The sequence below is a fragment of the Pelagibacterium montanilacus genome (assembly GCF_003992665.1).
In the GTDB taxonomy this organism is placed as follows: domain Bacteria; phylum Pseudomonadota; class Alphaproteobacteria; order Rhizobiales; family Devosiaceae; genus Pelagibacterium; species Pelagibacterium montanilacus.
Genome location: NZ_RZMX01000055.1, coordinates 113,097 through 136,529 on the forward strand (window position 1 = coordinate 113,097; position 23,433 = coordinate 136,529).

Sequence of the window (23,433 nt, forward strand, 5' to 3'; positions counted from 1 at the left end):
CAGCCCTAGCTCGCGGCTTTCTCGGCCCCCGGGATATAGTTGAGGATCGGTCCCAGCCAGCGCTCGATCTCCCGCACATCCATGCCCTTGCGCCGCGCATAATCCTCGACCTGATCGCGCTCGACCTTGGCCACCCCGAAATAATAGCTCTCGGGATGGGCGAAATAGAGCCCCGAGACCGACGAGCCCGGCCACATGGCATAGCTTTCGGTCAGACTCACCCCGATCTGGGCCTCCACATCGAGCAGTTCAAAGAGCGTGGTCTTTTCGGTGTGGTCCGGCTGGGCCGGATAGCCCGGCGCCGGCCGGATGCCCTGATAGGTCTCGGCGATCAACTCCTCGGGGCTGTGGGCTTCCTCGGGCGCATACCCCCAGAGCTCGGTGCGCACCTTCTCGTGCAACCGCTCGGCCATGGCCTCGGCGAACCGGTCCGCCAGCGCCTTGACCATGATCGCCGAGTAGTTGTCGTTTTCCGCATCGAACCGGTCGGCGATTGCGATTTCCTCGAACCCGGCGGTCACGCAGAACCCGCCCAGATAGTCGGGCGTGCCCGGCTCGGCCACAAAATCGGCCAGCGCCATCTGCGGCTTGTCGCCCGATTTGCTCAACTGCTGGCGCAGGGTGAAAAATTTCGCCAGCTCTTCGCTCCGGGCCTCATCGGTGTAAAGCGCGATGTCGTCGCCCGCCCGGTTGGCCGGCCAGAAGCCCACCACGGCTTTCGGCGTGAACCACTTTTCCTTGATGATCCGCGCAAGCATGCCCTGGGCGTCCTCGAACAACTGGCGCGCGGCCTCGCCCTGACGCTCGTCATCGAGGATCTTGGGATAGACGCCCTTGAACTCCCAGGCCTGAAAGAACGGCGTCCAGTCGATATAGCGCGCCAGCTCACCCAGATCCCAGTCCTCGAGCACCCGCGTGCCGGTGAAGGAGGGCGCCTTGGGCACATAGCCTGCGAAATCGGCCGCAAACCCGTTGGCCCGCGCGTCCGCGAGTCCCACCCGCCGTTTGGCGGCATCGCCCCGCACGTGCTTTTCGGCGACCGCTTCGTATTCCTGCTTGAGGGTGCGGATATAGTCGTTGGCCGCCTCCTTGCTCATCAGCTTGGAGACCACGTTCACCGCCAGCGAGGCATCCTTCACATAGACCGTCGTGCCGCTATGATATTGCGGATTGATCTTGACCGCAGTGTGCACCCGGCTCGTCGTCGCCCCGCCGATCAGGAGCGGAATGGAAAAGCCCTCGCGCTCCATTTCCGACGCCACGGTGACCATCTCGTCGAGCGAGGGGGTGATCAGGCCCGACAGCCCGATGATGTCCACCTTCTCCTTGCGCGCGGTCTCGAGGATCTTCTGGGTGGGCACCATTACGCCCAGATCGATGATCTCGTAATTGTTGCACGCCAGGACCACGCCCACGATGTTCTTGCCGATGTCGTGGACGTCGCCCTTGACCGTCGCCATCAGCACCTTGCCCGCGCTCTGGCGCGCGCCATGGGCTTCCTCTTCCATGAAGGGGAGCAGATAGGCCACCGCCTGCTTCATCACCCGGGCCGATTTCACCACCTGGGGCAGGAACATCTTGCCGGCGCCAAACAGCTCGCCCACGATGTTCATGCCGTCCATGAGCGGCCCTTCGATCACATGCAGCGGCCGGTCATAGGCCTTCCGCGCCTCCTCGGTATCGGCCTCGATATATTCGGTGATCCCGTTGACAAGCGCGTGCGAAATTCGCTCGCCCACCGGATTTTCGCGCCAGGACAGGTCCTTGACCCGCGCTTCCTTGCCGCCCTGCCCCTTGTAGCGTTCCGCCAGGTCCAGCATCCGCTCGGTGGAATCGGACCGCCGGTTGAGGACCACGTCCTCGCAGGCCTCGCGCAACTCGGGGTCGATCGATTCATAGACCGCAAGCTGGCCGGCATTGACGATGCCCATGTCCATGCCCGCCTTGATGGCATGGTAGAGGAACACCGCGTGCATCGCCTCGCGCACCAGCTCGTTGCCCCGGAACGAGAACGAGAGGTTCGAGACGCCGCCCGAGACGTGGACATGGGGCAGGGTCTCGGTGATCTCGCGGGTCGCCTCGATGAAATCGACCCCGTAATTGTCGTGCTCCTCGATGCCCGTCGCCACCGCGAAGATGTTGGGGTCGAAAATGATGTCCTCGGCCGGAAAGCCCACTTCATCGACAAGGATCCGATAGGCCCGCGTACAGATCTCGACCTTGCGCGCCTTGGTGTCGGCCTGCCCCGTCTCGTCGAACGCCATCACCACGACCGCCGCCCCATAGAGCTTGCACATCCGCGCCTGGCTCCGGAACGCGTCCTCGCCTTCCTTCATCGAGATCGAATTGACGATGGCCTTGCCCTGGATGCATTTGAGCCCGGCCTCGATCACCTCCCATTTCGATGAATCCACCATCACCGGCACCCGCGCGATATCGGGCTCGGAGGCAACGAGGTTGAGGTACTCGACCATCACCTGCTTGGAATCGATCAGCCCCTCGTCCATGTTGATGTCGATGATCTGGGCGCCGTTCTCGACCTGGTCGCGCGCCACGTCGAGCGCTGCGGTATAGTCCTCCGCCTTGATCAGTTTCTTGAACCGCGCCGACCCGGTGACATTGGTCCGCTCGCCCACATTGACGAACGGGATGTCGTCGGTGAGCGTGAAGGGCTCGAGCCCGGACAGCCGGAGCCGCGGCTCGATCTCGGGCACCTTGCGCGGGGGATATTTCGAGACCGCCTGCGCGATAGCGGCGATATGCTCGGGCGTCGACCCACAACACCCCCCCACGACGTTGACCAGCCCGTCGCGCGCGAAGCCCTCGATCTGGCTCGCCATGAATTCCGGGCTTTCATCATATTCGCCGAACTCGTTGGGCAGGCCCGCATTGGGATAGGTGCACACCAGCGTGTCGGCGATCGCCGAAATCTCAGACACATGCGCGCGCATGGCGTTGGCGCCCAGCGCACAGTTGAGCCCCATGGTAAACGGCCTGGCATGGCGCAGCGAATACCAGAACGCGGTTGGGGTCTGGCCCGAAAGCGTGCGGCCCGAAAGGTCGGTGATCGTCCCCGAGATCATCAGCGGCAGGCGAATGCCGCGCTTCTCGAACACCTCCTCGACCGCGAAGATCGCTGCCTTGGCGTTGAGGGTATCGAAGATCGTTTCAACGAGGATCATGTCCGATCCGCCGTCGATCAGCCCCTCGATTTGTTCGGCATAGGCGATGCGCAAAGCGTCAAAGCTCACCGCGCGGAAGCCGGGATTGTTCACGTCAGGGGAAATCGACGCGGTCCGGTTGGTCGGCCCCACGGCCCCGGCCACGAACCGTCGGCGCCCGTCCTCGGCCTCGGCGCGCACCGCCGCCCGCCGAGCCGCCTGAGCCCCGGTCACGTTGATCTCGTAGGCCAGAGCCTCCATGCCGTAATCGGCCTGGGCGATCGTCGTCCCCGAAAAGGTATTGGTCTCGAGAATATCGGACCCCGCCATGGCATAGGCGAAGTGAATGTCCTCGATCAGTTTGGGCGTGGTGACGCACAAAAGGTCGTTGTTGCCCTGCAGCGGCAGATCCCAGTCCTTGAACCGCTCGGCGCGAAAATCCTCTTCCTTGAGCTTTTCGAGCTGGATCATGGTGCCCATGGCGCCGTCCAGGATCAGAATGCGCTCTTTGGCGAGCGCCTCGAGCGCGGCGAAAATCTCCTCGCCCTCGGCGCGCGTCCGGGCCTGCCCGCCATCCCCCGGCCGCATGCCGCTCGCCACCATCCCGCCCCGGCGCACCCCATGGGCGGCGTAAACGGGCGCGTGGTGGGCAGATCCGGGAGCATTGCACATAGTCGATCCAATCAGGTCCAGGGCAGAAACATATTCGCGCTGCGCGAATATAAAGATATCTTTATGTCAATCGCAGTGCGGCGTCGAGTCTGTCGGCGAACCGGGCCACGCGCCGCGCGTCGGCATCGGCGAACCCGACCACCAATCCCCGCTCCGGACGACCGGCGCAATAGCTCGAAAGCGATGGCGTCTCGTATCCATCGCCGGCCAGCGCTGCAGCGAGGGCGACATCGTCGACAGCTTGGGACACTCTTACCACAGTCTGGAGCCCGCCCATCGGCATGGCCACGGCGATTGCCGGACCAATCCGGGCACGCAGACCCTCGACCAGCAATCGGCCCCGCTCCTCGTAGATTTGCGCAATCCGGCGCAACTGCGTCGCCAGCGCGCCGCTCTCGATCACCTCGACCAGCGCCGCCTGGGCGTGGATGTTCGCCCGCAGGCCGAGAGTGCGATGCGCCTGCGCCATGGGCGCCACCAGCGCTTCGGGCACCACCATATAGGCCAGCCGCAGTCCGGGCAGCAGGCTCTTGGCGGTTGTGCCGGTATAGATCACCTCGCTGCCCTGGCTGATCCCCTGAAGCGCCGCGATCGCACGGCCCTGCCAAAGGAACTCGCTGTCATAGTCGTCCTCGATGATCACCGCCCCGCTCCGGCGCGCGTAATCGAGCAGGTCCAGACGACGCTGAAGCGTCATTCGCGCACCTGTGGGATAGTGATGGGAGGGGGTCACATAGATCAGCCGGGGCGCGGGCTCGCCGGCGATGCTCGCGGGGTCCGCGCCCTCTCCATCGACCGCCATCGCGCCGACCGACAGTCCGGCGCCATGGAACGCGGTCCGCGCCCCGAAATAGCCCGGGGATTCCACCAGCGCCCGGTCGCCGGGATCGGCAAGGCAATGGGCCACGAGCGACAGGGCGGACTGGGTCGAGGGAACGACGAGGATCTGGTGGGGCGACGCCTTTACGCCCCGCAACCGCTCCAGATACCCCGAAAGGGCCGTCTTGAGCGCTGCCAGCCCCTCCACCTCGCCATAGATCGCCGCGGCCCCATAACGCCGCCGCGCCACCCGCCGCAGGGTTCGCGCCCACAGATCGGCCGGAAACAGCGCCTCGTCGGGCGCGCCCGGTTCGAGCCGGCCCGCATGGCGCAGGCCCGAAGCGCTGCGCAGGTTGACGGCCATCACCTCGCCCCGCGTGGAGAGCCCGGGCGTCCTGATCGCCGGCGCGATTTCGGGCCGCTCGAGACGCACGTCGGCCACCACCACCGGCGCCGCGCCCCGGCGCACCCTGATGATCCCGTCCGCGCGCAGCAGTTCATAGGCTGCGTTGACCGAATTGCGCGAGACCACGAGATGCGCGGCCAGCCTGCGCGAGCTCGGCAACATCGCTCCCGGCTTGATCCGGCCGGTCCGGACCGCCCCGGCGAGGGCACGGTATATCCGCTCGGGCAGCGGCCCGGTCTCAGCGTCGAGCGCAATCAGGCCTTCGAGCAACTGGCACCTTCCTTTTGATCTGGTGTGGACCTCGCACCAGACCACATTAGCGCGCTATCTGGTTCGAAGAAATCCTCAAACACAAGCAGATCGGAGGTCCGGTCATGGATCCACAATCATTGCCTAACTATGCAAGGGCGCGTCAGCCCCGCCGCGCCAGCTACGACACCGGGACGATCCACGCCATACTCGATTCCGGGCTCGTTGGACATGTGGGGTTCATCGCCGAGGGTCGGCCCATGGTCATGCCCATGGCCTATGCGCGCAGCGGCGAGACCATCTACCTGCACGGCGCCTCAAAGACCCGCATCGTCGCCATGCATGCCGATGGCGACCCGATGACCATGACGGTCACGCTGCTGGAAGGGATCGTCGCGGCGCGCTCGGGCTTTCACCACTCGATGAACTATCGCGCCGCTACCGTCCACGGGTCGACGCGCCTGGTCACCGATCCCGATGAAGCCGAACGGGCGCTCATGGCGATCACCAACCACCTCCTGCCTTCGCGCTGGGACGAGGTCCGGCCCATGCACGACAAGGAACGCAAGGCCACCGGTGTGATCGCCATCGAGATCGAACACGCCTCGGCCAAGATCCGGCAGGCGCCACCGGCGGACGATGTCGAGGATCACGACCTGCCCATCTGGGCCGGGGTCATCCCGATCGTGACGGCCCTGGGCGCGCCGGTCGGGGACGGGATCGGCCCCGATGTCCCCGCACCGCCCTCCACCGGCCTTGCGCGCAGGAAGTTTGCCTGATCTCCGGGCGCGTCACGGGGAGCGACCCGATGGCCGCTCCCCGTGCGCTGGTGTTTTTTGCTCAGACGCAGGTGCACTACCCGCAACGCGCCTCCAGCCGCGCGAGGTCGGGCACCACGATCGACCGTGCATTGACGATCTCGATCACCCCGTCCTTGCGCAATTGCGTCATCTGCCGGGACACCGTCTCGATGGTCAGGCCCAGGAAATCGGCGATATCGGCGCGGCTGAGCGGCAAGTCGAAACGGGTGCGTGTCAACGCCCTCCGCTCGGCCTGCGCCCGCGAGACCGGATCGATATGGGTCGCGATCAGCATCAGGAAGCTCGCGACCTTCTCGGCAGCCGTCTTGCGGCCCAGCGTCACCATCCAGTCCCGTGCCTCGTCGAGTTCGCGCAGGGTCTGCTCCATCAGCTTGTGCTCGAGCTCGGGATATTCCTTGACCAGCCGCTCGAGCGCCGCCTTGGGGATGCGGCAGATTTCCACGTCCGACGCCGCTTCGGCAGCCAGGGCATTCTGGCTGCCATAGAGCCGTCCCAGAAAATCCGGCGCGAACTGCAGCCCCACGAGCTGCTGGCGCCCGTCCTCCAGCATCTTGGAGAGTTTCACCACCCCGCGCATGACATTGGCGTAAGATGTGATCTCGGCGTCGTCGGCCAGCAGTTCGGTGCCCGCCTTGTGCCGCACGGTCTGGGTGTGGCCCGCAAGCGCAAGAAGCTGCTCGGGCGCGAGCGCACCGCACATGCCCTTGTGGCGCACCTCGCAACTCCGGCACAGCACCGGAACATCGGAATTGTGAATATCCAGCCTGGTCATCGCACCTACCGCCTTTGCCCAGCCAGTCCAGTCCGGGCTTGCCCGCGAACCGGCGTCCGCAATGGTCACGCTTGTTCTTGGCCGAGGCAAGACCCGCTCGAGACGCGTATACCGGGCCCAGCCCAGCGCAAAGCCCGATCGCGGTGTGACGCCCCCCCTAAAGCCGCCCCGCCTCGATGATACGCTGGAGAAACCGGCGCGTCTCGGGGCGCTCGGGTGCGGAAAACAGCGCCGCGGGATCGCCCTCCTCGAGAATCCGTCCGCCTTCGAGAAAGCAGACCGTGTCGGCCACTTCCCGGGCAAAGCCCATCTCGTGGGTGACGATCACCATCGTCATGCCCTCGTCCTTGAGCCTGCGGATGATCTTGAGCACCTCCCCGATCAGCTCGGGGTCAAGCGCCGCGGTGATCTCGTCGAGCAGCAACACGTCCGGATTGGTCGCCAGCGAGCGCACGATCGCCACGCGCTGCTGCTGGCCGCCCGAAAGCTGCTCGGGATAGCTGCCCGCATGATCGCCCATGCCAAACAGCGAAAGCAGCTCGCGGGCCTTGTCCTCGGCGGCCCGCCGCCCGACCTTGTGCACCTTGCGCGGCGCGAGCGTCACATTGTCGAGCACCGACATGTGCGGGAACAGGTTATAGGATTGGAAGACGATCCCCACCCGCTTTTGCAGCCCGGTCCCGCCATAGCGCTCGTCCTCGATCGAGACCCCGTCGAGCCGGATCGTGCCGTGGTCGAACTCCACCAGCCTGTTGATGCAGCGCAGGAGCGTGGACTTGCCCGACCCCGACGCACCGATCAGGCACACCACCTCGTGCTCGGCCACCGACAGGCTGACATCGTCGAGCACCAGCACGTCCCCGTAATATTTGGTGACGCCGTCGATCTCTATGCGTGGTGGCTTCATCCCGCCCTCTGCAGTCGCCGCTCGCGATCCTTGCGGGTCACGTAGTCCGCCAGCCGGGCCATGGGAATGGTCGCTGCCATGAACAGCGCCGCCGCCACGATCAGCGATGAATAGTTGAAGGTCTGGGCTGTGTAGATCTGGGCCTCGCGCACCGCGTCCCGCACCCCGATCACCGAGAGCAGCGCCACGTCCTTTTGCAGCGCCACCACGATGTTCATCAGGGCCGGCAGCACGTTGCGCAGCGCCTGGGGCAGGACGGCGTAGACCATGGTCTGCCATTCCGAAAGCCCCAGCGATTTGGACGCCGCCCACTGGCCCTCATGGACCGCATCGATCCCCGAGCGATAGATCTCGGCCACATAGGCCGAATACGAAAGGATCATCGCCACTGCACCCCAGAACAGCCCGCTGTTGGGCAGACCGGGGAGGTTGAGCGCGGGAATCCCGAACCCGAACAGCAGCACGAGCAGCAGCACGGGAATGCCGCGGAAGATGTCGATATAGATCACCACCATCAGCCGGAAGGGTGTGAACCACGGCGCCCGCAGCGATCGTACGATCGCGAGCACCAGCGCCCAGACCCCGATCCCCACGAGCGCGCTCAGCCAGATGCTTACCGACACCCCAAAGCCCCTGAGCACCCCGGGAAAAGCCGCAATCATCGCATCGAGGTTGAAGAACTGCAGCCGCACCTGCGGCCACATCTCGGCCGAGGTAACCCACCATCCCAATGCGCCGAAGACGAAAAGGACGCTCAGAACGCTGATGATGGTGGGCCTGATTGCGGTACGCCACTGGTTCCGGCGACGCGGCGGCGCGGGGCGGCGCGGTGCCGCCCCCTCGGCTGGAGCGCCCCCGGAGGCGGACGGCGCAACGCTCATTCAGTGATGGCCGGCAGGTCCGGATCGGCCACGAGATATTCTGCAACCAGTTCGTCGACGATGCCCCGATCGATAATCGCGGTCAGAGCCTGGTCGACCCATTCGACCAGCGGGTTGTCCTGCTCGAAGAGGAGCCCATGGCCACGATCGTTTTCATCGGCCGGCAGCAACGCGGTGATCTGCGCGTCGGGCACCTGCACCGCGGTAACGAAAAGGGCTGTGGGTAGCGCAGCCACCGTGGCGTCGACCTGCCCCGCACGCATCGCCTGGAACACGCCGACCTGGTCGTCATAGACCGCCGCATCGTCCACGCCGAGGATATTGACCAGATAATCGAGATCGGTCGTACCGATGGTCACGCCCCAATTGGCCTCGGCCAGTTCGGCAAAGCTCGTGGCCTCCTCGACGGGGCTCCCGGGAAGCGCGATCACAGCCTTTTCGGGCTGATAATAGACGCGGCTGAAATCCACGACCTCGGCGCGCGCTTCGGTCACCGAAATCTGCTGGATGGCGAAATCATAATTCTTGGCGCCCGGAGCGATGGACTGGTCGAAGGTTTCGCGCACCCACACGACATCTTCGGGCGCGAACCCCATCTCTTCGGCCAGGGCATAGACCATGGCGTTTTCGAAGCCCTCGCCACCCTCGGGACTGTCATCGAGCATCCAGGGCGGATAGACCACATCGCCGGTCGCGACGGTCAACTGGCCCGGCGTGTGCAGGCGCGGATCCTCGGGCGTACCCTCCTGGGCCTGGGCCGGCGCCCCCAGCGCCACCGCCGCAAACAGGGCCAGCCCGCCGGCGGCAAAGGCGTATCGCATCGTCTCTCTGGTCTCGGTCATGTCTCTGACATCCCCTTTTCGCGCCATCATCGGGCGGGCTTTGCTCTCGACCGAGGATAGCCCCGCCCGGAAAAACCGCGCAAGGGGATTCGCGCGGGCCGACGCGCCCGCGCACAGGCAGCCCGCTCGATCTCCAATTTGCGAACCATTCGCATCTTCTTGACATTCCTGCAAATGATTGTCATATTCAATCTACACCGCGCCAGACCGAAGATCCCCATGCCCCCCGCAACGCCGCCCCTGCTGCTCGCCCTCGCCGCCGTGACCCTGTCCCTGCCCGCATTGGCCCAAGACCGCCCGCAGGTGGTCGCGACCACCGGAATGGTGGCCGACACGGCAGCGGTCCTTGCCGGGGAATGCGCCGAGGTCACCGCGATGATGGGCCCGGGCATCGACCCCCATCTCTATCGCCCCACGCCCAGGGACGTGCAGGCGCTCAACGGCGCCGACCTCATCGTCTATTCGGGCCTCTCGCTCGAAGGCCAGCTTGCCGACGTACTCGAGCGCTACGCCAGCCAGATTCCGACCCTCGCCGTCGCCGAAGCCGCCATCCCCCCCGAGGACCTCATCGCCACCGGCGATTCCTATGGGGTCGACCCCCACGTCTGGATGGACGTCTCGCTCTGGAGCCGCACCATTGCGCCCATGGCCGAAGCGCTTGCCGAGCGCGCGCCCGATTGCGCCGAAGCGATCGCCGGGCGCGCCGCTTCGCACGCCGAGCGGCTTTCGGACCTCGACGCCTGGGTGGGCGAGGCCATCGCGACCATTCCTGAGGACCGGCGGATTCTGGTCACCGCCCACGACGCCTTCGGCTATTACGCCCGCGCCTACGGCATCGCGGTCGAGGCGGTCCAGGGCATCTCCACCGATGCGGAGGCCGGAATCGCCGATATCCGGGACACCGCCCAGCTTCTCGTTGACACCGCCACCCCTGCGGTGTTCGTGGAATCCACCATCAACCCGCGCACCATCGAAGCGGTGATCGCAGCCGCGGCCGCGCAGGGCCACGCGGTCTCGGTCGGCGATCCGCTGTATTCCGATGCCCTGGGCGAGCCCGGAACGCCGGCCGGCACCTATGTCGGCATGATCGTCGAGAACACGACCAATATCGTTGTGGCACTGGGCGGAGCGATCCCGCCGCTTCCGGAACGATTGCGCTGAAAAACGAACAAACGGGTAACGGGCCAATCATGAGCGATCACCTGCACGAACCGGGCCTCGCCCTGCACGTCGAAGACCTCACGGTCTCCTACCGCGCGCGCCCCGTGCTCTGGGATATCGACTTTGACGTCCCCCCCGGGGTCATGGCCGCCATCGTGGGGCCGAACGGAGCGGGCAAATCCACCCTCATCAAGGCGGTGCTGGGGCTCGTTCGCCCCACTGCCGGCCACGTCACGCTTCTGGGCCGGCCCTATCGCGACCAGCGCCGCAATGTCGGCTACGTCCCCCAGCGATCGAGCGTGGATTGGGACTTCCCCACCACTGCGCTCGACGTCGTCCTGATGGGCCTTTACGGCCACCTCGGCTGGTTCCGCCGTCCGGGACGTCCCGAAATCGCCAGGGCCCGCAACGCACTGGCCGAGGTGGGGATGATCGATTTCGCCGACCGCCAGATCAGCCAGCTCTCGGGTGGCCAGCAGCAGCGCGTCTTCATCGCCAGAGCCCTCGTCCAGGATGCCGACATCTATTTTCTCGACGAACCCATGGCCGGCGTGGACGCCACAACCGAGAAGGCCATCGTCAATCTCCTGCGCGGCCTGCGCGACCGCGGCAAGACCGTCATCGTCGTCCACCACGACCTCCAGACCGTGCGCTCCTATTTCGACTGGCTGGTGATCCTCAACGTCAGGGTGATCGCCCAGGGCCCCGTCTCGGACGTTTACACCGCCGAGAATCTGAAGCGCGCCTATGGCGGCCAGATCGCGCTGCTCGAGACCGCACCGGCCCACCCCGCGCCCACGCAGGCGGGCTGACCCATGCTGGCGCTCCTCGCCGACAGCACCATCCAGAATGTCCTCGTCGGCGCGGCCCTCCTCGGCGCCATTTCGGGCGTCCTGGGCAGCTTTGCGGTCCTGCGGCGCCAGAGCCTTCTCGGCGACACCCTGAGCCACGCGGCCCTGCCGGGCATCTGCATCGGCTTCCTGCTCGCGGGCGCACGCGACATGCCCGCCATCCTTGCCGGAGCGCTGGCGGCGGGCGCGCTCGCCGCGCTCGCCATCATCGGCATCACCCGGCACACCCGCCTCAAGACCGATGCCGCGCTCGGGATCGTGCTGAGCGTTTTTTTCGCGCTCGGCGTCGTCCTTCTCACCTTCATCCAGAGCACGGGCACCGGCACACAGGCGGGGCTCGAAACCTTCCTCTTCGGTCAGGCCGCGGCGATCCTGCGGGCCGATCTCTACCTCATGGGCGCCATCACGCTGGGCGCCCTCGTGCTGGTCGCCCTGCTCTGGAAGGAATTCAAGCTCGTCACCTTCGATCCGGTCTTCGCCCGCACCTCGGGCTTTCCGGTCCTCGCGCTCGAGATCGCGCTCACCATGATGATCGCCCTCGCGGTCGTGGTGGGCCTGCAGATGGTCGGGGTCATCCTCATGGCCGCGATGATCGTCGCCCCGGCGGTCGCGGCGCGCCAATGGACCGACAGGCTCTCGGTCATGGTCGTGCTGGCGGCCGGCTTCGGCATTCTCGCGGGCACCAGCGGCGCGATTGTGAGCGCCACCGCGCGGGGGCTCTCCACCGGCCCCCTGATCGTCCTTGCCATCTCCGCGATCGTTCTGGTCTCGCTGCTCCTTGCCCCGCGCAACGGGCTCATCCCCGCGTGGTTGCGGCAACGCGCCGGAAGGCGCGAACTGCACGAAACCCTCGTGCTGGGCACACTCTCGCACCTGGCCGTCGAGCATGGCGATCCCGACTATCGCGCTGAACAGGCCATGATCGACGCCTATCACGGCACGAGAACCCATCAGGCGCTCGAGGCGCTGGCGCAGAAAGGGCTGGTGGCCCCGGCCCGCCACGCGCCCGAAACCACGCCGCACTGGCGTCTCACCGACAAGGGACATGCCCGGGTCGCCCACCCCACCGAACGCGAGGACGAACCGCAGTGATCGCCGCCTATTTCAATGATCCGGGCGCCATGATCATGACCACGGGTGCGCTCGTGGGCATCGCCTCCGCGCTCGTGGGCACCTTCCTGGTTCTGCGCGGCAATTCCATGCTTTCGGACGCGATCAGCCATTCGATCGTCTTCGGCATCATCATCGTCTGGCTGCTGACCCGGCAGGCCTCGGGCCCGGTCCAGATCGCAGGCGCGGCCCTCACCGGCCTTCTCACCGTGGTCCTCACCCAGATCCTGGTCGCCAGCGGGCGCGTGCGTCAGGACGCGGCGATCGGGCTGGTCTTCCCGGCCCTCTTTTCAATCGGCGTCCTGCTCATCAATCTCTATGCGCGCGACGTCCATATCGACGAGCACACCGTCCTTCTGGGCGAGATCGGCTTCGTCTGGCTCGACACGATCGAACTCCTTGGCCAGCCGGTGCCCGAAGCCATGATCTGGATGGGCGCCATGGCGGTGCTCAACCTCGCCTTCGTTGCCCTGTTCTATAAGGAGCTCAAGCTCTCGACTTTCGACGCGGCCCTCGCCTCGGCGCTCGGCTTTGCCCCTGCGGCCCTCAACTACGCGCTGCTCGCGCTGACCTCGATGACCGCTGTCGCCGCCTTCGATGCCGTCGGCGCGATCCTCGTCGTCGCCTTCGTCATCGTCCCCCCCGCCGCTGCCTATCTGCTGACCGACCGGCTTTCGCGCATGCTGGCGATCGGCTGCGCAATTGCCGTTGTCTCTGCGGTCGGGGGCTATTGGTTGGCGCTCGCCTTCAACGTTTCGATCGCCGGCATGATGGCAGTGATGACCGGGCTGTGCTTTATGCTGGCGCTCGCCTTTGGCCCGCGCCACGGCATCCTTGCCCGGCTGCTGCGGGTCAATGCCCGCCGTCAGGACAATCGCTGCCGGACCCTCGCAATCCACCTTTTCAACCATGAAGGCGAGCCCGACCAGGGTGAGGAAAACGTCGCCCGCGCCATGCGCGAGCACCTGCACTGGAGCGAGGAGCGCGCCCGTTCGGTCCTCCTCGCCTGCCTCGATCAGGGCCTCGTGCGGCGCAAGGGCCCTCTCCTCGAGCTGACCGAGAAGGGGCGCGCCACGGCCCGGGAAATCCTCGAGCCGTGGTCACACTGATCGCCGGGCCCCTGGTCAGGCCTTGAGCTCGGTCAGGTCCTTGTAGAGCTCGAGCGCTTCGGGATTGGCGAGCGCGGTCGTGTTCTTGACCGGCCGCCCATGGATCGTGTCGCGCACCGCGATTTCCGAGACTTTGTTGTTGCGCGTCCGGGGAATGGCCTCAACCGCGATGATCCGCGCCGGCACGTGACGGGGGCTCGCGCCCGAGCGGATGCGCTGGCGGATGGTCTTTTCCAGCGCCTCGTCGAGCCCATGGCCCGCCTTCATCTTCACGAACAGGATCACCCGCTGGTCCCCGTCGATGTCCTGACCCACGGCCACCGCTTCCTCGACCGCATCGACCGTCTCGACCTGGCGGTAGATTTCCGCCGTGCCGATGCGCACCCCGCCCGGGTTGAGCGTGGTGTCGGACCGCCCATGGATCACGAAACCGCCCGAGGGGCGCTTTTCCACATAGTCCCCATGCGCCCAGATGCCCTCGAACCGGGTGAAATAGGCGTCGGTGTAGCGCGAGCCGTCCGTATCGCCCCAGAACATCACCGGCATCGAAAGGTGGGCATTGCGGCAGACGAACTCACCCGGCACGCCCGAAACCGGATGGCCCTCGTCATCGAGCGTATCCACATCGATCCCCAGAAGCGCGCACTGCAATTCCCCGCGCCGCACCGGCCAGACGGGATTGCCCCCGAGGAAGCACGCGCAGATATCGGTGCCCCCCGAGATCGAGGCCAGATGCACATCGGCCTTCCAGTCGGTGTAGATATAGTCAAAACTCGGCCCGATCAGCGGCGAACCGGTCGACAGGATCAGCTTGAGATGATCGAGCCTGTGGGTCTCGCGCGGCTTGAGACCGGCCTTGTTGCACGCATCGATATATTTCGCGCTGGTGCCGAAGATCGCCACGTCCTCGGCATCGGCCAGATCGAGCAGCCGGCCGGGCGCCGGATAGAACGGGTTGCCGTCATAGGTGACAAGCGTCGCGCCCACCGAAAGCCCGGTGACCTGCCAGTTCCACATCATCCAGCCGCATGTGGTGAAATAGAAAAACCGCTCGTCGCGCTTGATGTCGCACTGGAGCACCAGCTCCTTTTTGTGCTGAAGCAGGAGCCCCGCGCCCGAATGGACGATGCATTTGGGCTTGCCGGTCGTGCCCGATGAAAAAAGGATCGCCAGCGGCGCCTCGAAGGGCAACCGGTTGAAGGTGATCTCCCCGGGTTCATGGGCGCCCATCCAGTCGGTCAATGCCGTTGCGGGCAGATCGGCCAGCGCCTCGGGCACCTCATCGCCGATGATCACGATGCGCGTGAGATCGGCCCCTTCGGCCACAGCCCTTATGGTGGGCGTCACGTCGATCTGCTTGCCCGCATAGCCATAGCCGGCGACCGTCAGCAGCACCTTGGGATCGATCTGGCACAGCCGGTCCGACGCACCCGCAGGACCGAAATCGGGCGAGCAGGACGACCAGATCGCCCCGATCGCCGCGGTCGCCAGATAGCCGATGATCGCCTCGATATCGTGGGTGACGATAGCGGCCACCCGGTCGCCCTCGCCCACCCCTTCGGCCCTGAGCGCATGGACCATGCGCGAGACGTCGTCGTAAAGCTGCGCCCAGGTGATCTCGCGCCGCGTCTTGTCGTCCCGGTGCGCGATGATCGCCAGCCCGCCGTCGCGCCGTTGCAGAAGGTTCTCGGCGTAATTCAGCCGCGCGCCGGGGTAGAACTGCGCATCGCGCTGGGTCGCCCCGGCGATGAACCCGGCTTGGCCCTTGTCCCCAACGATCTCGAGCGCGTCCCAGAGCGCACGATAGAACGCGTCGGGCTCGGCGATCGACCAGGCGTGCAGCGCCGCGTAATCGTCAGGCGCCGCCCCGTGCTGGTCGGCGGTCTGTTGCGCAAAGCCATAAAGAGCGCTGTTGCGCTTCTTGTCCTCGGACGGCGTCCAGAGCACTTCAGTGTCCATTGGTCTTCCTCCCCGGCCGGTTTGTCCCGGCTTACCGTTCCACGCACATGGCGACGCCCATGCCGCCACCGATGCAAAGGGTCGCAACGCCGCGCTTTGCGTCCCGCCGCTCCATCTCATGGAGAAGCGTCACCAGCACCCGCGCGCCCGAAGCCCCGATCGGATGCCCCAGCGCGATCGCGCCGCCATTGACGTTCACCCTCTCGGGGTCGAGCCCGAGATCACCGACCACCGCAAGGCTCTGGGCCGCGAAGGCCTCGTTGGCCTCCCAGATATCGACGTCCCCGACCGACCAGCCGGCCTTCTCGAGCGCCTTGCGCGAAGCGGGGATCGGGCCCAGACCCATCACCTGCGGATCGAGCCCGGCGGTCGCAAACGAGACCATCCGCGCCAGGGGCCGCGCGCCGTGCCGCTCCATGGCTGCCCGGTTCATCACCACCAGCGCCGCAGCGCCGTCATTGACCCCCGAGGCGTTGGCCGCGGTGACCGTGCCGTCCTTCTCGAAGGCGGGGCGCACACGGGTCATGGCGTCCATGGTCGCGTCGTGGCGGATGAATTCGTCCGCCGAAATCACCGTGTCGCCCTTGCGGCCCGGGATCGTCACCGGCACGATCTCGGCGTCGAACCGGCCCTCGCGCGCCGCCGCCGAGGCCCTCTGCTGGGACCGCAGCGCATATTCGTCCTGGTTCTCGCGGGTCAGCCCGCACTGGCGCACCACGTTTTCAGCCGTGATGCCCATGGCATAACCGTAGAACGCATCGACCAGCCCGTCGCGCATCACCGTGTCGACAAGTTCGATATTGCCCAGCTTCTGGCCGGCGCGCAGGGTCGCCACATGGGGCGCCCGGCTCATCGATTCCTGACCGCCCGCAACCATCACTTCGGCGTCGCCGACCATGATCTGCTGGCTCGCCAGCGCAACCGCCCGCAGCCCCGATCCGCAAACCTGGTTGACGAGAAATGCGGTGCCCGCATCGCTCAGCCCCGCGCCACGCGCCGCCTGCCGGGCCGGGTTCATGCCCGCGCCTGCCGTCAGCACCTGCCCCAGGATCACCTCGCTCACCGCGTCCGCCACACCCTCGCCGGCCGCCTCGAGCGCGGCCTTGATCACCGTGGTGCCAAGCTCATGGGCATGCAGGCTCGAGAGCCCGCCGCCGAGCGTTCCGATGGGCGTGCGCTTGCCCGATACGATGAAAACGTCTCTGTCAGCCATGGAGCTCCTCCTTTTGCCCCCTGTTTTAAGGCTTGCGGGCCCACCCCAGATAGACGTATTTACACGTCATGACGTCCCCGCGCCGCGACCCCGCCTTCAGCCTCGAAGCCCTGCCGGTCCCCATGGTGTTCGCCACCCACAGGATCATCCGGGACGTCAACCGCAGCTTTGCAGAGGCCTTCGGCTACGAGCCCGAGGAGTTGCGCGGCCGCAGCTTCAACATGCTCTATCCGCGCCTCAACGACTTCGTGATGGTGGGCGATCTCTGGCGCACCAACCTTGCCGGCGGGCGCTCCTATACAGACGAGCGCGTCATGCGCAAACGCGACGGCACGCTTTTCTGGTGCCATGTGCGCGGACGCTCCATGATCGAGGCCGATCCCTTTTCCGAGGCGCTCTACTGCTTTGATCCGCTCACCCGCCCGGTCCACCGCGCGGGTCTGGGCCTCACCGATCGCCAGCGCCAGATCGTCACCCTCGTGACGCTGGGCAAGACCAACACCGAGATCGCCACCGAAATCGGGCTGTCCCCCAGAAGCGTAGAGACCCACCGCTACCGTATCCTGCACCGGCTCGGCCTGCGCAACACCGCCGAGCTCGTCGCCTGGTTCAGCGGCCAACATTCAAGTTGATGGATCAGATCGATTGTGTGATAGCTCAACGGCCTCATTCCAGAGACGCGATGCAAAGTTCCATTGAAGCGCATCGTCGCGCCCTGTAAGGGCATTGCGACAAGCCAAGAGGAGACGAGATTGGGAAAGCTCGAGGGCAAGACGGTCCTGATTACCGCCGCGGCACAGGGGATCGGCGCGGCAAGCGCCCGGGCCTTCGCACTGGCCGGCGCGCGCGTGGTGGCCACCGACATCAACGAGGAGGCCCTGGCCCGGCTCGGATCCGAGGCCGGGATCGAGACCCATCGTCTCGACGTTCTCAAGGCCGGGGACATCAAGGCGCTGGTCGAGACGATCGGGGCCATCGACATCCTTTTCAACTGCGCAGGCGTCGTCCACAACGGCACCGTGCTCGAGATGGCCGATGCCGACCTGGACTTCGCCTTCGATCTCAATGTCAGGGCGCAGATCCGGGCCATCCAGGCCGTGCTCCCGGGCATGCTCGAGCGCGGCGACGGCTCGATCATCAACATGTCCTCGGTTGCCGGCAGCCCCAAGGGCGTGCCCAACCGCTGCGCCTATTCGGTCACCAAGGCCGGCGTCGTGGGCCTCACCAAATCGATCGCCGCCGACTACGTCACCCGCGGCATCCGCTGCAACGCCATCTGCCCGGGCACGGTCGAAAGCCCCTCGCTCCAGCAGCGTCTCGCAGCGACCGGGGATTACGAAGCGGCCCGCAAGGCCTTCATCGCGCGCCAGCCCATCGGGCGCATCGGCTCGCCCGAGGAGATCGCCGATCTCGCCGTCTATCTCGCGGGCGCGACCTACACGACCGGCCAGATCCACGTCATCGACGGCGGCTGGCTGACCTGAGAGATCATTTTCGAACCGAGCAGGAAAAGAGACCATGAAACTGCTGCGTTACGGCCCCCCGGGGGCGGAAAAGCCCGGCCTTCTGGCACAGGACGGCACCATTCGCGACCTTTCGAGCCATGTGGGCGACATCGCGGGCGATACCCTGCTGCCCGCGGGGCTCGCCGCGCTCGGCCGGCTCGATCACGACAGCCTGCCCAAGGTCGAGGGCAATCCCCGGCTTGGCCCGTGCGTCGCGGGCACCGGCAAGTTCATCTGCATCGGGCTCAACTATTCGGACCACGCCGCAGAAACCGGCGCCACGGTCCCGCCCGAGCCCATCATCTTCATGAAGGCCACCTCCGCGATCGTGGGGCCCAATGACGACGTGGAAATCCCGCGCACTTCCGAAAAGACCGATTGGGAAGTCGAGTTGGGCGTGGTGATCGGCAAGACCGCCAAATACGTCTCGGAAGACGAGGCCATGGACCACGTCGCGGGTTATTGCGTCATCAACGACGTCTCCGAACGTGCCTTCCAGGCCGAGCGCCACGGCCAGTGGACCAAGGGCAAGTCTGCCGACACCTTCGGCCCCACCGGCCCCTGGCTCGTCACCCCGGACGAGGTCGCCGACCCCCAGAACCTGGGCATGTGGCTCGAGGTCAACGGCCACCGCTACCAGGACGGCTCGACCCGGACCATGGTCTATGGCGTGCGCTATCTGGTGAGCTATCTGAGCCAGTTCATGAGCCTGCGTCCCGGCGACATCATCTCCACCGGCACCCCTCCGGGCGTCGGGCTGGGCCTCAAGCCCAATGTCTTTCTCAAGCCCGGCGACGTCATGGAACTGAGCATCGAGGGACTGGGCACCCAGCGCCAGACCTGCGTCCAGGCCTGACCGCCAGCGACACAACCACGCCTCTGATTGCAAACGCCCGGCCCATGCCGGGCGTTTCTTTTCGCCCGATGCCTCAGGCCCCGCCGGTCTGGTGGATGTGGCGCGACATCATCAGCTTTTCAAACCATATCCCGACCGCCCGCCACATCTGCTGGGCAGCGGGGGCCGATCCCAGATCGATCCTCACCTCCACGGGCCGCCCGTAGCCGAGCGCTGAGCCGTCCTCGACCGCGAGCTCGAGCACGAACCGCCCGGTGGCATCGAGCTGCCCGGACCCTTCCTCGGCCTCGACCAGCAGCGGATAGTCCCGCAGAATGCTTGCCGGGACCGACATGCTGTCGGCCTCCCGCGCCCGCACCGCCACCCCCTCGACCCGGGCCCGCACCAGATCGGCATCCTCCTGGGAGAGCGAGACGAGCACCGTGCGCCGGGGGTCGGGCCCCGAAAGCAGCCCCACCTGCTGGCCGGTCTGCACATAGGTGCCCGTGCGCACCTCGGCATCCGCGTCGAACGTGCCCGCGCTCGATGCGGTCACCACCAGCCGGTCGCGGTTTTCCATGCTTTGCGCGAGATCGCGTTGGAGGAACGCCATTTCCGAACGCACCAGCCCGGCCTCGGCAATATTGTTGGCCAGAAGCGCCTGATAGCGGCTGGTCTGGGCCGAAAGCTGCGCCTCGGCCACGAGGATCTCGGCGTCCAGAATGTCGTCGGTGAGCCGGATCAGCTCGTCGCCCGCCGCGACCTCGGCCGCGCGCCCCGCGGGAAGCGCCGCCACCTGCCCGCTCGCCCCCGCCCGCACGATGGCCTGGGGCGGCACCGCTACGCTCGCCTGCGCGATGATCGCATAGGGAATGGGCAGCGCCAGCGCCCCCGCAACGATCAGGATCGGCACGCCGAGCCGTACCGCCAACGTCTTGCCCATGCCGGGTCCTTTCTTTCCCATTTCCGTTGCGATACCCGAGGCCGTGCGCCAGATCGGCAGCCCTACCATTGCCACCGCTCCCCAGATCGAAAAGATCAGCCCGGCGATGAAAAAGCGCGGAAAGACGCTCACGATGACCACGAAAACGATGAAGCATTTGTAGAGGAACGAGGCCACCCCGTAGACCACGAACAGCGCCGCCTCCCCGCCGCTGCGCGCCAGCGTCTCGGTCGGATGCTCGCCGAGAAACACCCTGCGGGCCAACTGCCGGATGGTCTTCTGGGACCGGGTGCCCAGATTGTCGATCCCGATCACTTCGCACAGGATGTAATAGGCATCGAACCGCAGCAGCGGGTTTGCGTTGAAGACCACCGTGGTCAGCGTGGTCAGCACCATGGCGTTGAACGCCAGAAGCCGCACGAAATCCTCGGTCGAGACGATCCAGACGACGAGCGCGACCGTGGCGATCACGAACTCTGCCATCATCCCCGCCCCGGCCACCGCGATCCGCTGTCGCCGACGCACGAAAAACGCACTGTCCGAGCAATCCACATAAGGGATGGGGACGAAGACCAGCATCATCACCCCGAAATCGCGCACCTCCCCGCCCCACCGCTTGCAGGCCAGCGCGTGGCCCATCTCGTGGATGATCTTGATCAGCGGGAAGAGCAGCACCAGCCATAAGAGATTGAGCTGGTCGAGGGCATGGTCCTGCCCATAGGCCACCAGCGCCCCGAAATTGGAGGCGGCCAGTACGGCCCCCAGCCCCACGATCGCGCCCCAGACCAGCGCCGCCGGTCCGCTGAACACCGCCCGCGCCAGCGGCGCGAGCCGATCGAGCGCCCGGTCGGGCGAGAACAGCGAAATGCGGGTAAAGAGCGGATTGCGCAATGTCCGGGCGAAAAATCCCGGCTCGGCCATCGGCGCGCTGCCCTGCCCCTCGGGCGCGATGGGCACGAGCAGCCCCTGCCCTTCGGCGGTCCGCAACACCGAAACCACCAGCCGGGCCAGCGCCGCGTCGGTCTGGTCTGGCCCATAGGCGCGCATTGACCGCGCGATATCGGCGGCCAGCCGCGTGCCGTCGCATTTGTGCAGCACCGCGGCGGCAAAGGCCGACATCTCCACCGTCCTGCCCGAAACCGCGTCGTGGGCGCGGTAGACGGTCTCGTCGCGCTGATGGACAGAGCCGAGCCGCACTTGGCCGGCAAGCCGCGGGCGCGCCGATAAAAAGCGATCGGAATAGGCCTCCTGCGCGGAGGCCGGGGCCGCCATGTCATCGCCCGTCAGGGCACCCAGCGCCACCATTGCATCCTCGCCCAAAGCACCAGGTCGCGCGCCAGAACCCAGGCGCGATTGGCTTCGCCCGCCCGGATATGGGCCACGCCCTGCATTCCGGGCCGGAAGGCGGGATCGTGCCCCCCGACCTGCGCGGTCGCGACGAACCCGGGCACGCCGGCATCGTCGGGCGTCGAGAGCGCCACCCGCTCGATTGCGATCGGGAACGTCTCGAACGGCAGCGCCGTCAGCCTCAGCTCGCCCGACAGCCCCTCGGAAACCTCGGTGACATCCGTATGCCCGATATCGACTGCGGCAACGAAACTGTCCACCGGCGCGAGCTGGAACATGGTCTCGCCCTGACGCATCACCGACCCGGTCCGGTCGCTCATGTCGCCCGAAACGATCAGGGAATCCTCTGCCGCCACCAGTTCGGACTGCTCGAGCAGCAGGTCGAGCAGATCCTGTTCGGCCCCAAGCGCGCGCAATTCACCATCGGTCACCTGCACCGCGGCGGTGTCGAACTGGGCCATCGCCGACATGCGCCGGCTCTGGGCCTGCTCGAGTTGGGCTGCGATCCGTGCCCGCCTCAGCGTCAGTTCCCGCGTGTCGAAACGGGCCAGCACATCGCCGGCGCGCACGATATCGCCCGCCTGGAACCCCGCCTCGAGCAGCAGCCCGTCCCTCGGGGCGACAAGCGTCGCCTGCGAGCCGGCCCTCAGCGTCGCCGATCCCACGACGTTGAAGGGCGCCGGCAGGGCCAGCCACACCCCCAGCGCAACCGCGCCGGCAAGAAGCCAGAACCGCAGCCGGCGCGGATCGAGCGCCATGGGCAGCCATCCCAGATCGGGTCCCCGCTTCTGGCCTTCGATCACCCCGAGCGCCCGCGAAAGCCGTGCGATCACCGGCTGCTGGGCGGCCAGCATCGAGACCATCCCCTCCTCGAGCCGCTCGGCCCGTTCCGCAAGCAGCACCAGCTTGCCGCCCTTGGGGTGGTCCATGCAAAAGGCCAGCGCACCATCAACGCCGGAAAAATCGGTCAGGAGCGCGAGGTCGAGGCTCTCCTCGATACCCGCGACGCCCTGATCGGACACCCCGGAGGCCGCGATGGCGTGCCCGGCCCGCGCCGCGGAGACGATCGCGGCGCGGCGCGCGTGCCCCACCCGGCTGCCGCGCGGCAGCGCATCGCGCGGGTCGGACGCCCGCAACACCTTGATTTTCGAGCCCCGCACGCGGCACAGCACCGCCATCTGACTTGCCAGATTGCCGGTCAGCATCTCATAGAGCGCGCCGGGAAAACCCGGCTCGTGTACCTGGGCAACAAGCTCGAGCACCGCTGCGTCGGTGATGGGAGCAGGTCCCTGGACCGGAGGCGCGGCCCGGCTCTGCCTTGGCGGAGCAGCGAAAGGCGCGGGGTCGGACGCCATCTGCGGCCCAGGCTCGGCCGCTGGCTCGCGCCGGCGTTCGGGCTCGGGCCGTGCCAGTTCCTCGACCGCCGCCTGGAACAACGCCGCCCGCCGGGTTGCATCGATCAGCTTGCAGTCCAGCACCGCGCCGACGATGAACACCCCCGCCTGCGAGGAAACCGGAGACGCCATGCCCGTGCGCGGCGGGCTGCCCGAGGCGCTGAGCACGGCAAGTTTCAGCCTGTCGGTCGAGCGCGACGAGCGCACGATACCCGCCATCGCCCCGCCCGGCCGGTCGCCCGCGGTCTCCAGCACCGTCTCGGAATCGGAATCGGCGCCATAGAGCCCGGCCCAGAGGAACGCCGGATCGGCGCTCCTGAGCGCATCGAACCACGCCGAAAAGCGCTCCGATTGCGCGGACGCGCGCGCGCCGTCAGCCTCGGCTGCCGCACGATCGGAAAAGGGGGCGGGATTGCTCATGGACGCGTTCATCCCTGCCGCAGGAACGGGGGCACCCGGTGCGCCCCCTCTTGTGC

At 66.6% G+C, this 23,433-nt stretch carries 18 protein-coding genes; 8 read left to right on the forward strand and 10 right to left on the reverse strand.

The window, feature by feature from the left end; translation table 11 throughout:
* Positions 1-5 precede the first annotated feature (5 nt).
* Complete coding sequence (gene metH / locus EO136_RS15810) at positions 6-3,749, reverse strand: methionine synthase (RefSeq protein WP_127145397.1); 3,744 nt, start codon at positions 3,747-3,749, stop codon at positions 6-8.
* 145 nt (positions 3,750-3,894) lie between these two features.
* Positions 3,895-5,328, reverse strand: coding sequence for a MocR-like pyridoxine biosynthesis transcription factor PdxR (gene pdxR / locus EO136_RS15815; protein WP_164730639.1), 1,434 nt, complete (start codon positions 5,326-5,328; stop codon positions 3,895-3,897).
* A gap of 119 nt (positions 5,329-5,447) precedes the next feature.
* Here pdxR and EO136_RS15820 point away from each other — a divergent pair, with 119 nt between their 5' ends.
* On the forward strand, positions 5,448-6,086 hold the full coding sequence (locus EO136_RS15820) for a pyridoxamine 5'-phosphate oxidase family protein (RefSeq protein WP_246018411.1): 639 nt from the start codon (positions 5,448-5,450) through the stop codon (positions 6,084-6,086).
* 76 nt (positions 6,087-6,162) lie between these two features.
* Here the strand turns inward: EO136_RS15820 and EO136_RS15825 are convergent, their stop codons facing one another.
* The 4 genes from EO136_RS15825 to EO136_RS15840 form a co-directional block, all read right to left on the reverse strand.
* Positions 6,163-6,900, reverse strand: a complete 738-nt coding sequence (locus EO136_RS15825; protein ID WP_127145360.1) for a Crp/Fnr family transcriptional regulator — start codon at positions 6,898-6,900, stop codon at positions 6,163-6,165.
* Between the two features lie 157 nt (positions 6,901-7,057).
* Positions 7,058-7,807 carry an amino acid ABC transporter ATP-binding protein gene (locus EO136_RS15830; protein WP_127145361.1) on the reverse strand — a complete coding sequence of 250 codons (750 nt, stop codon included), beginning with the start codon at positions 7,805-7,807 and terminating at the stop codon, positions 7,058-7,060.
* Complete coding sequence (locus EO136_RS15835) at positions 7,804-8,688, reverse strand: amino acid ABC transporter permease (RefSeq protein ID WP_127145362.1); 885 nt, start codon at positions 8,686-8,688, stop codon at positions 7,804-7,806. The genes EO136_RS15830 and EO136_RS15835 overlap by 4 nt, the downstream gene beginning before the upstream one ends.
* On the reverse strand, positions 8,685-9,530 hold the full coding sequence (locus tag EO136_RS15840) for an ABC transporter substrate-binding protein (protein WP_246018412.1): 846 nt from the start codon (positions 9,528-9,530) through the stop codon (positions 8,685-8,687). Before EO136_RS15840 ends, EO136_RS15835 begins: the two co-directional genes overlap by 4 nt.
* A gap of 219 nt (positions 9,531-9,749) precedes the next feature.
* On the opposite strand from EO136_RS15840, the gene EO136_RS15845 reads away from it, so the two are divergent.
* Genes EO136_RS15845 through EO136_RS15860 form a run of 4 tightly spaced genes read left to right on the forward strand, consistent with a single transcriptional unit; the run spans position 9,750 to position 13,761 of the window.
* Positions 9,750-10,691 carry a metal ABC transporter solute-binding protein, Zn/Mn family gene (locus EO136_RS15845; RefSeq protein WP_127145363.1) on the forward strand — a complete coding sequence of 314 codons (942 nt, stop codon included), beginning with the start codon at positions 9,750-9,752 and terminating at the stop codon, positions 10,689-10,691.
* A gap of 29 nt (positions 10,692-10,720) precedes the next feature.
* Positions 10,721-11,503 (forward strand): metal ABC transporter ATP-binding protein, encoded by a 783-nt coding sequence (locus EO136_RS15850; RefSeq protein WP_127145364.1) that lies wholly within the window; start codon positions 10,721-10,723, stop codon positions 11,501-11,503.
* Between the two features lie 3 nt (positions 11,504-11,506).
* Positions 11,507-12,634 carry a metal ABC transporter permease gene (locus tag EO136_RS15855; protein ID WP_127145365.1) on the forward strand — a complete coding sequence of 376 codons (1,128 nt, stop codon included), beginning with the start codon at positions 11,507-11,509 and terminating at the stop codon, positions 12,632-12,634.
* On the forward strand, positions 12,631-13,761 hold the full coding sequence (locus tag EO136_RS15860) for a metal ABC transporter permease (protein WP_246018413.1): 1,131 nt from the start codon (positions 12,631-12,633) through the stop codon (positions 13,759-13,761). The genes EO136_RS15855 and EO136_RS15860 overlap by 4 nt, the downstream gene beginning before the upstream one ends.
* Positions 13,762-13,776: 15 nt before the next feature.
* On the opposite strand, the gene EO136_RS15865 is transcribed toward EO136_RS15860, so the two are convergent.
* Together EO136_RS15865 and EO136_RS15870 are read right to left on the reverse strand one after the other, a co-directional pair.
* The gene (locus tag EO136_RS15865) at positions 13,777-15,720 is read right to left on the reverse strand and encodes an acetoacetate--CoA ligase (protein WP_127145366.1); all 1,944 of its coding nucleotides are present in this window, start codon (positions 15,718-15,720) and stop codon (positions 13,777-13,779) included.
* A gap of 31 nt (positions 15,721-15,751) precedes the next feature.
* Positions 15,752-16,933, reverse strand: a complete 1,182-nt coding sequence (locus tag EO136_RS15870; RefSeq protein ID WP_127145367.1) for an acetyl-CoA C-acetyltransferase — start codon at positions 16,931-16,933, stop codon at positions 15,752-15,754.
* 68 nt (positions 16,934-17,001) lie between these two features.
* Between EO136_RS15870 and EO136_RS15875 the strand changes: the two genes are divergently transcribed.
* From EO136_RS15875 to EO136_RS15885, 3 genes are all read left to right on the forward strand, one after another.
* Positions 17,002-17,565 carry a helix-turn-helix transcriptional regulator gene (locus EO136_RS15875; protein WP_127145368.1) on the forward strand — a complete coding sequence of 188 codons (564 nt, stop codon included), beginning with the start codon at positions 17,002-17,004 and terminating at the stop codon, positions 17,563-17,565.
* 120 nt (positions 17,566-17,685) lie between these two features.
* Complete coding sequence (locus EO136_RS15880; protein ID WP_127145369.1) at positions 17,686-18,417, forward strand: SDR family oxidoreductase; 732 nt, start codon at positions 17,686-17,688, stop codon at positions 18,415-18,417.
* A gap of 34 nt (positions 18,418-18,451) precedes the next feature.
* Positions 18,452-19,294, forward strand: coding sequence for a fumarylacetoacetate hydrolase family protein (locus tag EO136_RS15885; RefSeq protein ID WP_127145370.1), 843 nt, complete (start codon positions 18,452-18,454; stop codon positions 19,292-19,294).
* 73 nt (positions 19,295-19,367) lie between these two features.
* Here EO136_RS15885 and EO136_RS15890 read toward each other — a convergent pair whose 3' ends face one another.
* Positions 19,368-21,521, reverse strand: a complete 2,154-nt coding sequence (locus tag EO136_RS15890; protein ID WP_127145371.1) for a site-2 protease family protein — start codon at positions 21,519-21,521, stop codon at positions 19,368-19,370.
* A complete protein-coding gene (locus EO136_RS15895; protein WP_127145372.1) occupies positions 21,500-23,377 on the reverse strand; it encodes an efflux RND transporter periplasmic adaptor subunit in 1,878 nt (625 codons plus the stop codon). Before EO136_RS15895 ends, EO136_RS15890 begins: the two co-directional genes overlap by 22 nt.
* Between the last annotated feature and the right edge of the window lie 56 nt (positions 23,378-23,433).

Excerpts from the sequence above, each read along its gene's own strand:
- metH (WP_127145397.1), bottom strand. The coding sequence starts at position 3,749 with ATGCGGCCGGGGGATGGCGGGCAGGCCCGGACGCGCGCCGAGGGCGAG.
- EO136_RS15825 (WP_127145360.1), bottom strand. The coding sequence starts at position 6,900 with ATGACCAGGCTGGATATTCACAATTCCGATGTTCCGGTGCTGTGCCGG.
- EO136_RS15830 (WP_127145361.1), bottom strand. The coding sequence starts at position 7,807 with ATGAAGCCACCACGCATAGAGATCGACGGCGTCACCAAATATTACGGG.
- EO136_RS15835 (WP_127145362.1), bottom strand. The coding sequence starts at position 8,688 with ATGAGCGTTGCGCCGTCCGCCTCCGGGGGCGCTCCAGCCGAGGGGGCG.
- EO136_RS15840 (WP_246018412.1), bottom strand. The coding sequence starts at position 9,530 with ATGACCGAGACCAGAGAGACGATGCGATACGCCTTTGCCGCCGGCGGG.
- EO136_RS15845 (WP_127145363.1), top strand. The coding sequence starts at position 9,750 with ATGCCCCCCGCAACGCCGCCCCTGCTGCTCGCCCTCGCCGCCGTGACC.
- EO136_RS15850 (WP_127145364.1), top strand. The coding sequence starts at position 10,721 with ATGAGCGATCACCTGCACGAACCGGGCCTCGCCCTGCACGTCGAAGAC.
- EO136_RS15855 (WP_127145365.1), top strand. The coding sequence starts at position 11,507 with ATGCTGGCGCTCCTCGCCGACAGCACCATCCAGAATGTCCTCGTCGGC.
- EO136_RS15865 (WP_127145366.1), bottom strand. The coding sequence starts at position 15,720 with ATGGACACTGAAGTGCTCTGGACGCCGTCCGAGGACAAGAAGCGCAAC.
- EO136_RS15870 (WP_127145367.1), bottom strand. The coding sequence starts at position 16,933 with ATGGCTGACAGAGACGTTTTCATCGTATCGGGCAAGCGCACGCCCATC.
- EO136_RS15875 (WP_127145368.1), top strand. The coding sequence starts at position 17,002 with ATGACGTCCCCGCGCCGCGACCCCGCCTTCAGCCTCGAAGCCCTGCCG.
- EO136_RS15885 (WP_127145370.1), top strand. The coding sequence starts at position 18,452 with ATGAAACTGCTGCGTTACGGCCCCCCGGGGGCGGAAAAGCCCGGCCTT.
- EO136_RS15890 (WP_127145371.1), bottom strand. The coding sequence starts at position 21,521 with ATGGTGGCGCTGGGTGCCCTGACGGGCGATGACATGGCGGCCCCGGCC.
- EO136_RS15895 (WP_127145372.1), bottom strand. The coding sequence starts at position 23,377 with ATGAGCAATCCCGCCCCCTTTTCCGATCGTGCGGCAGCCGAGGCTGAC.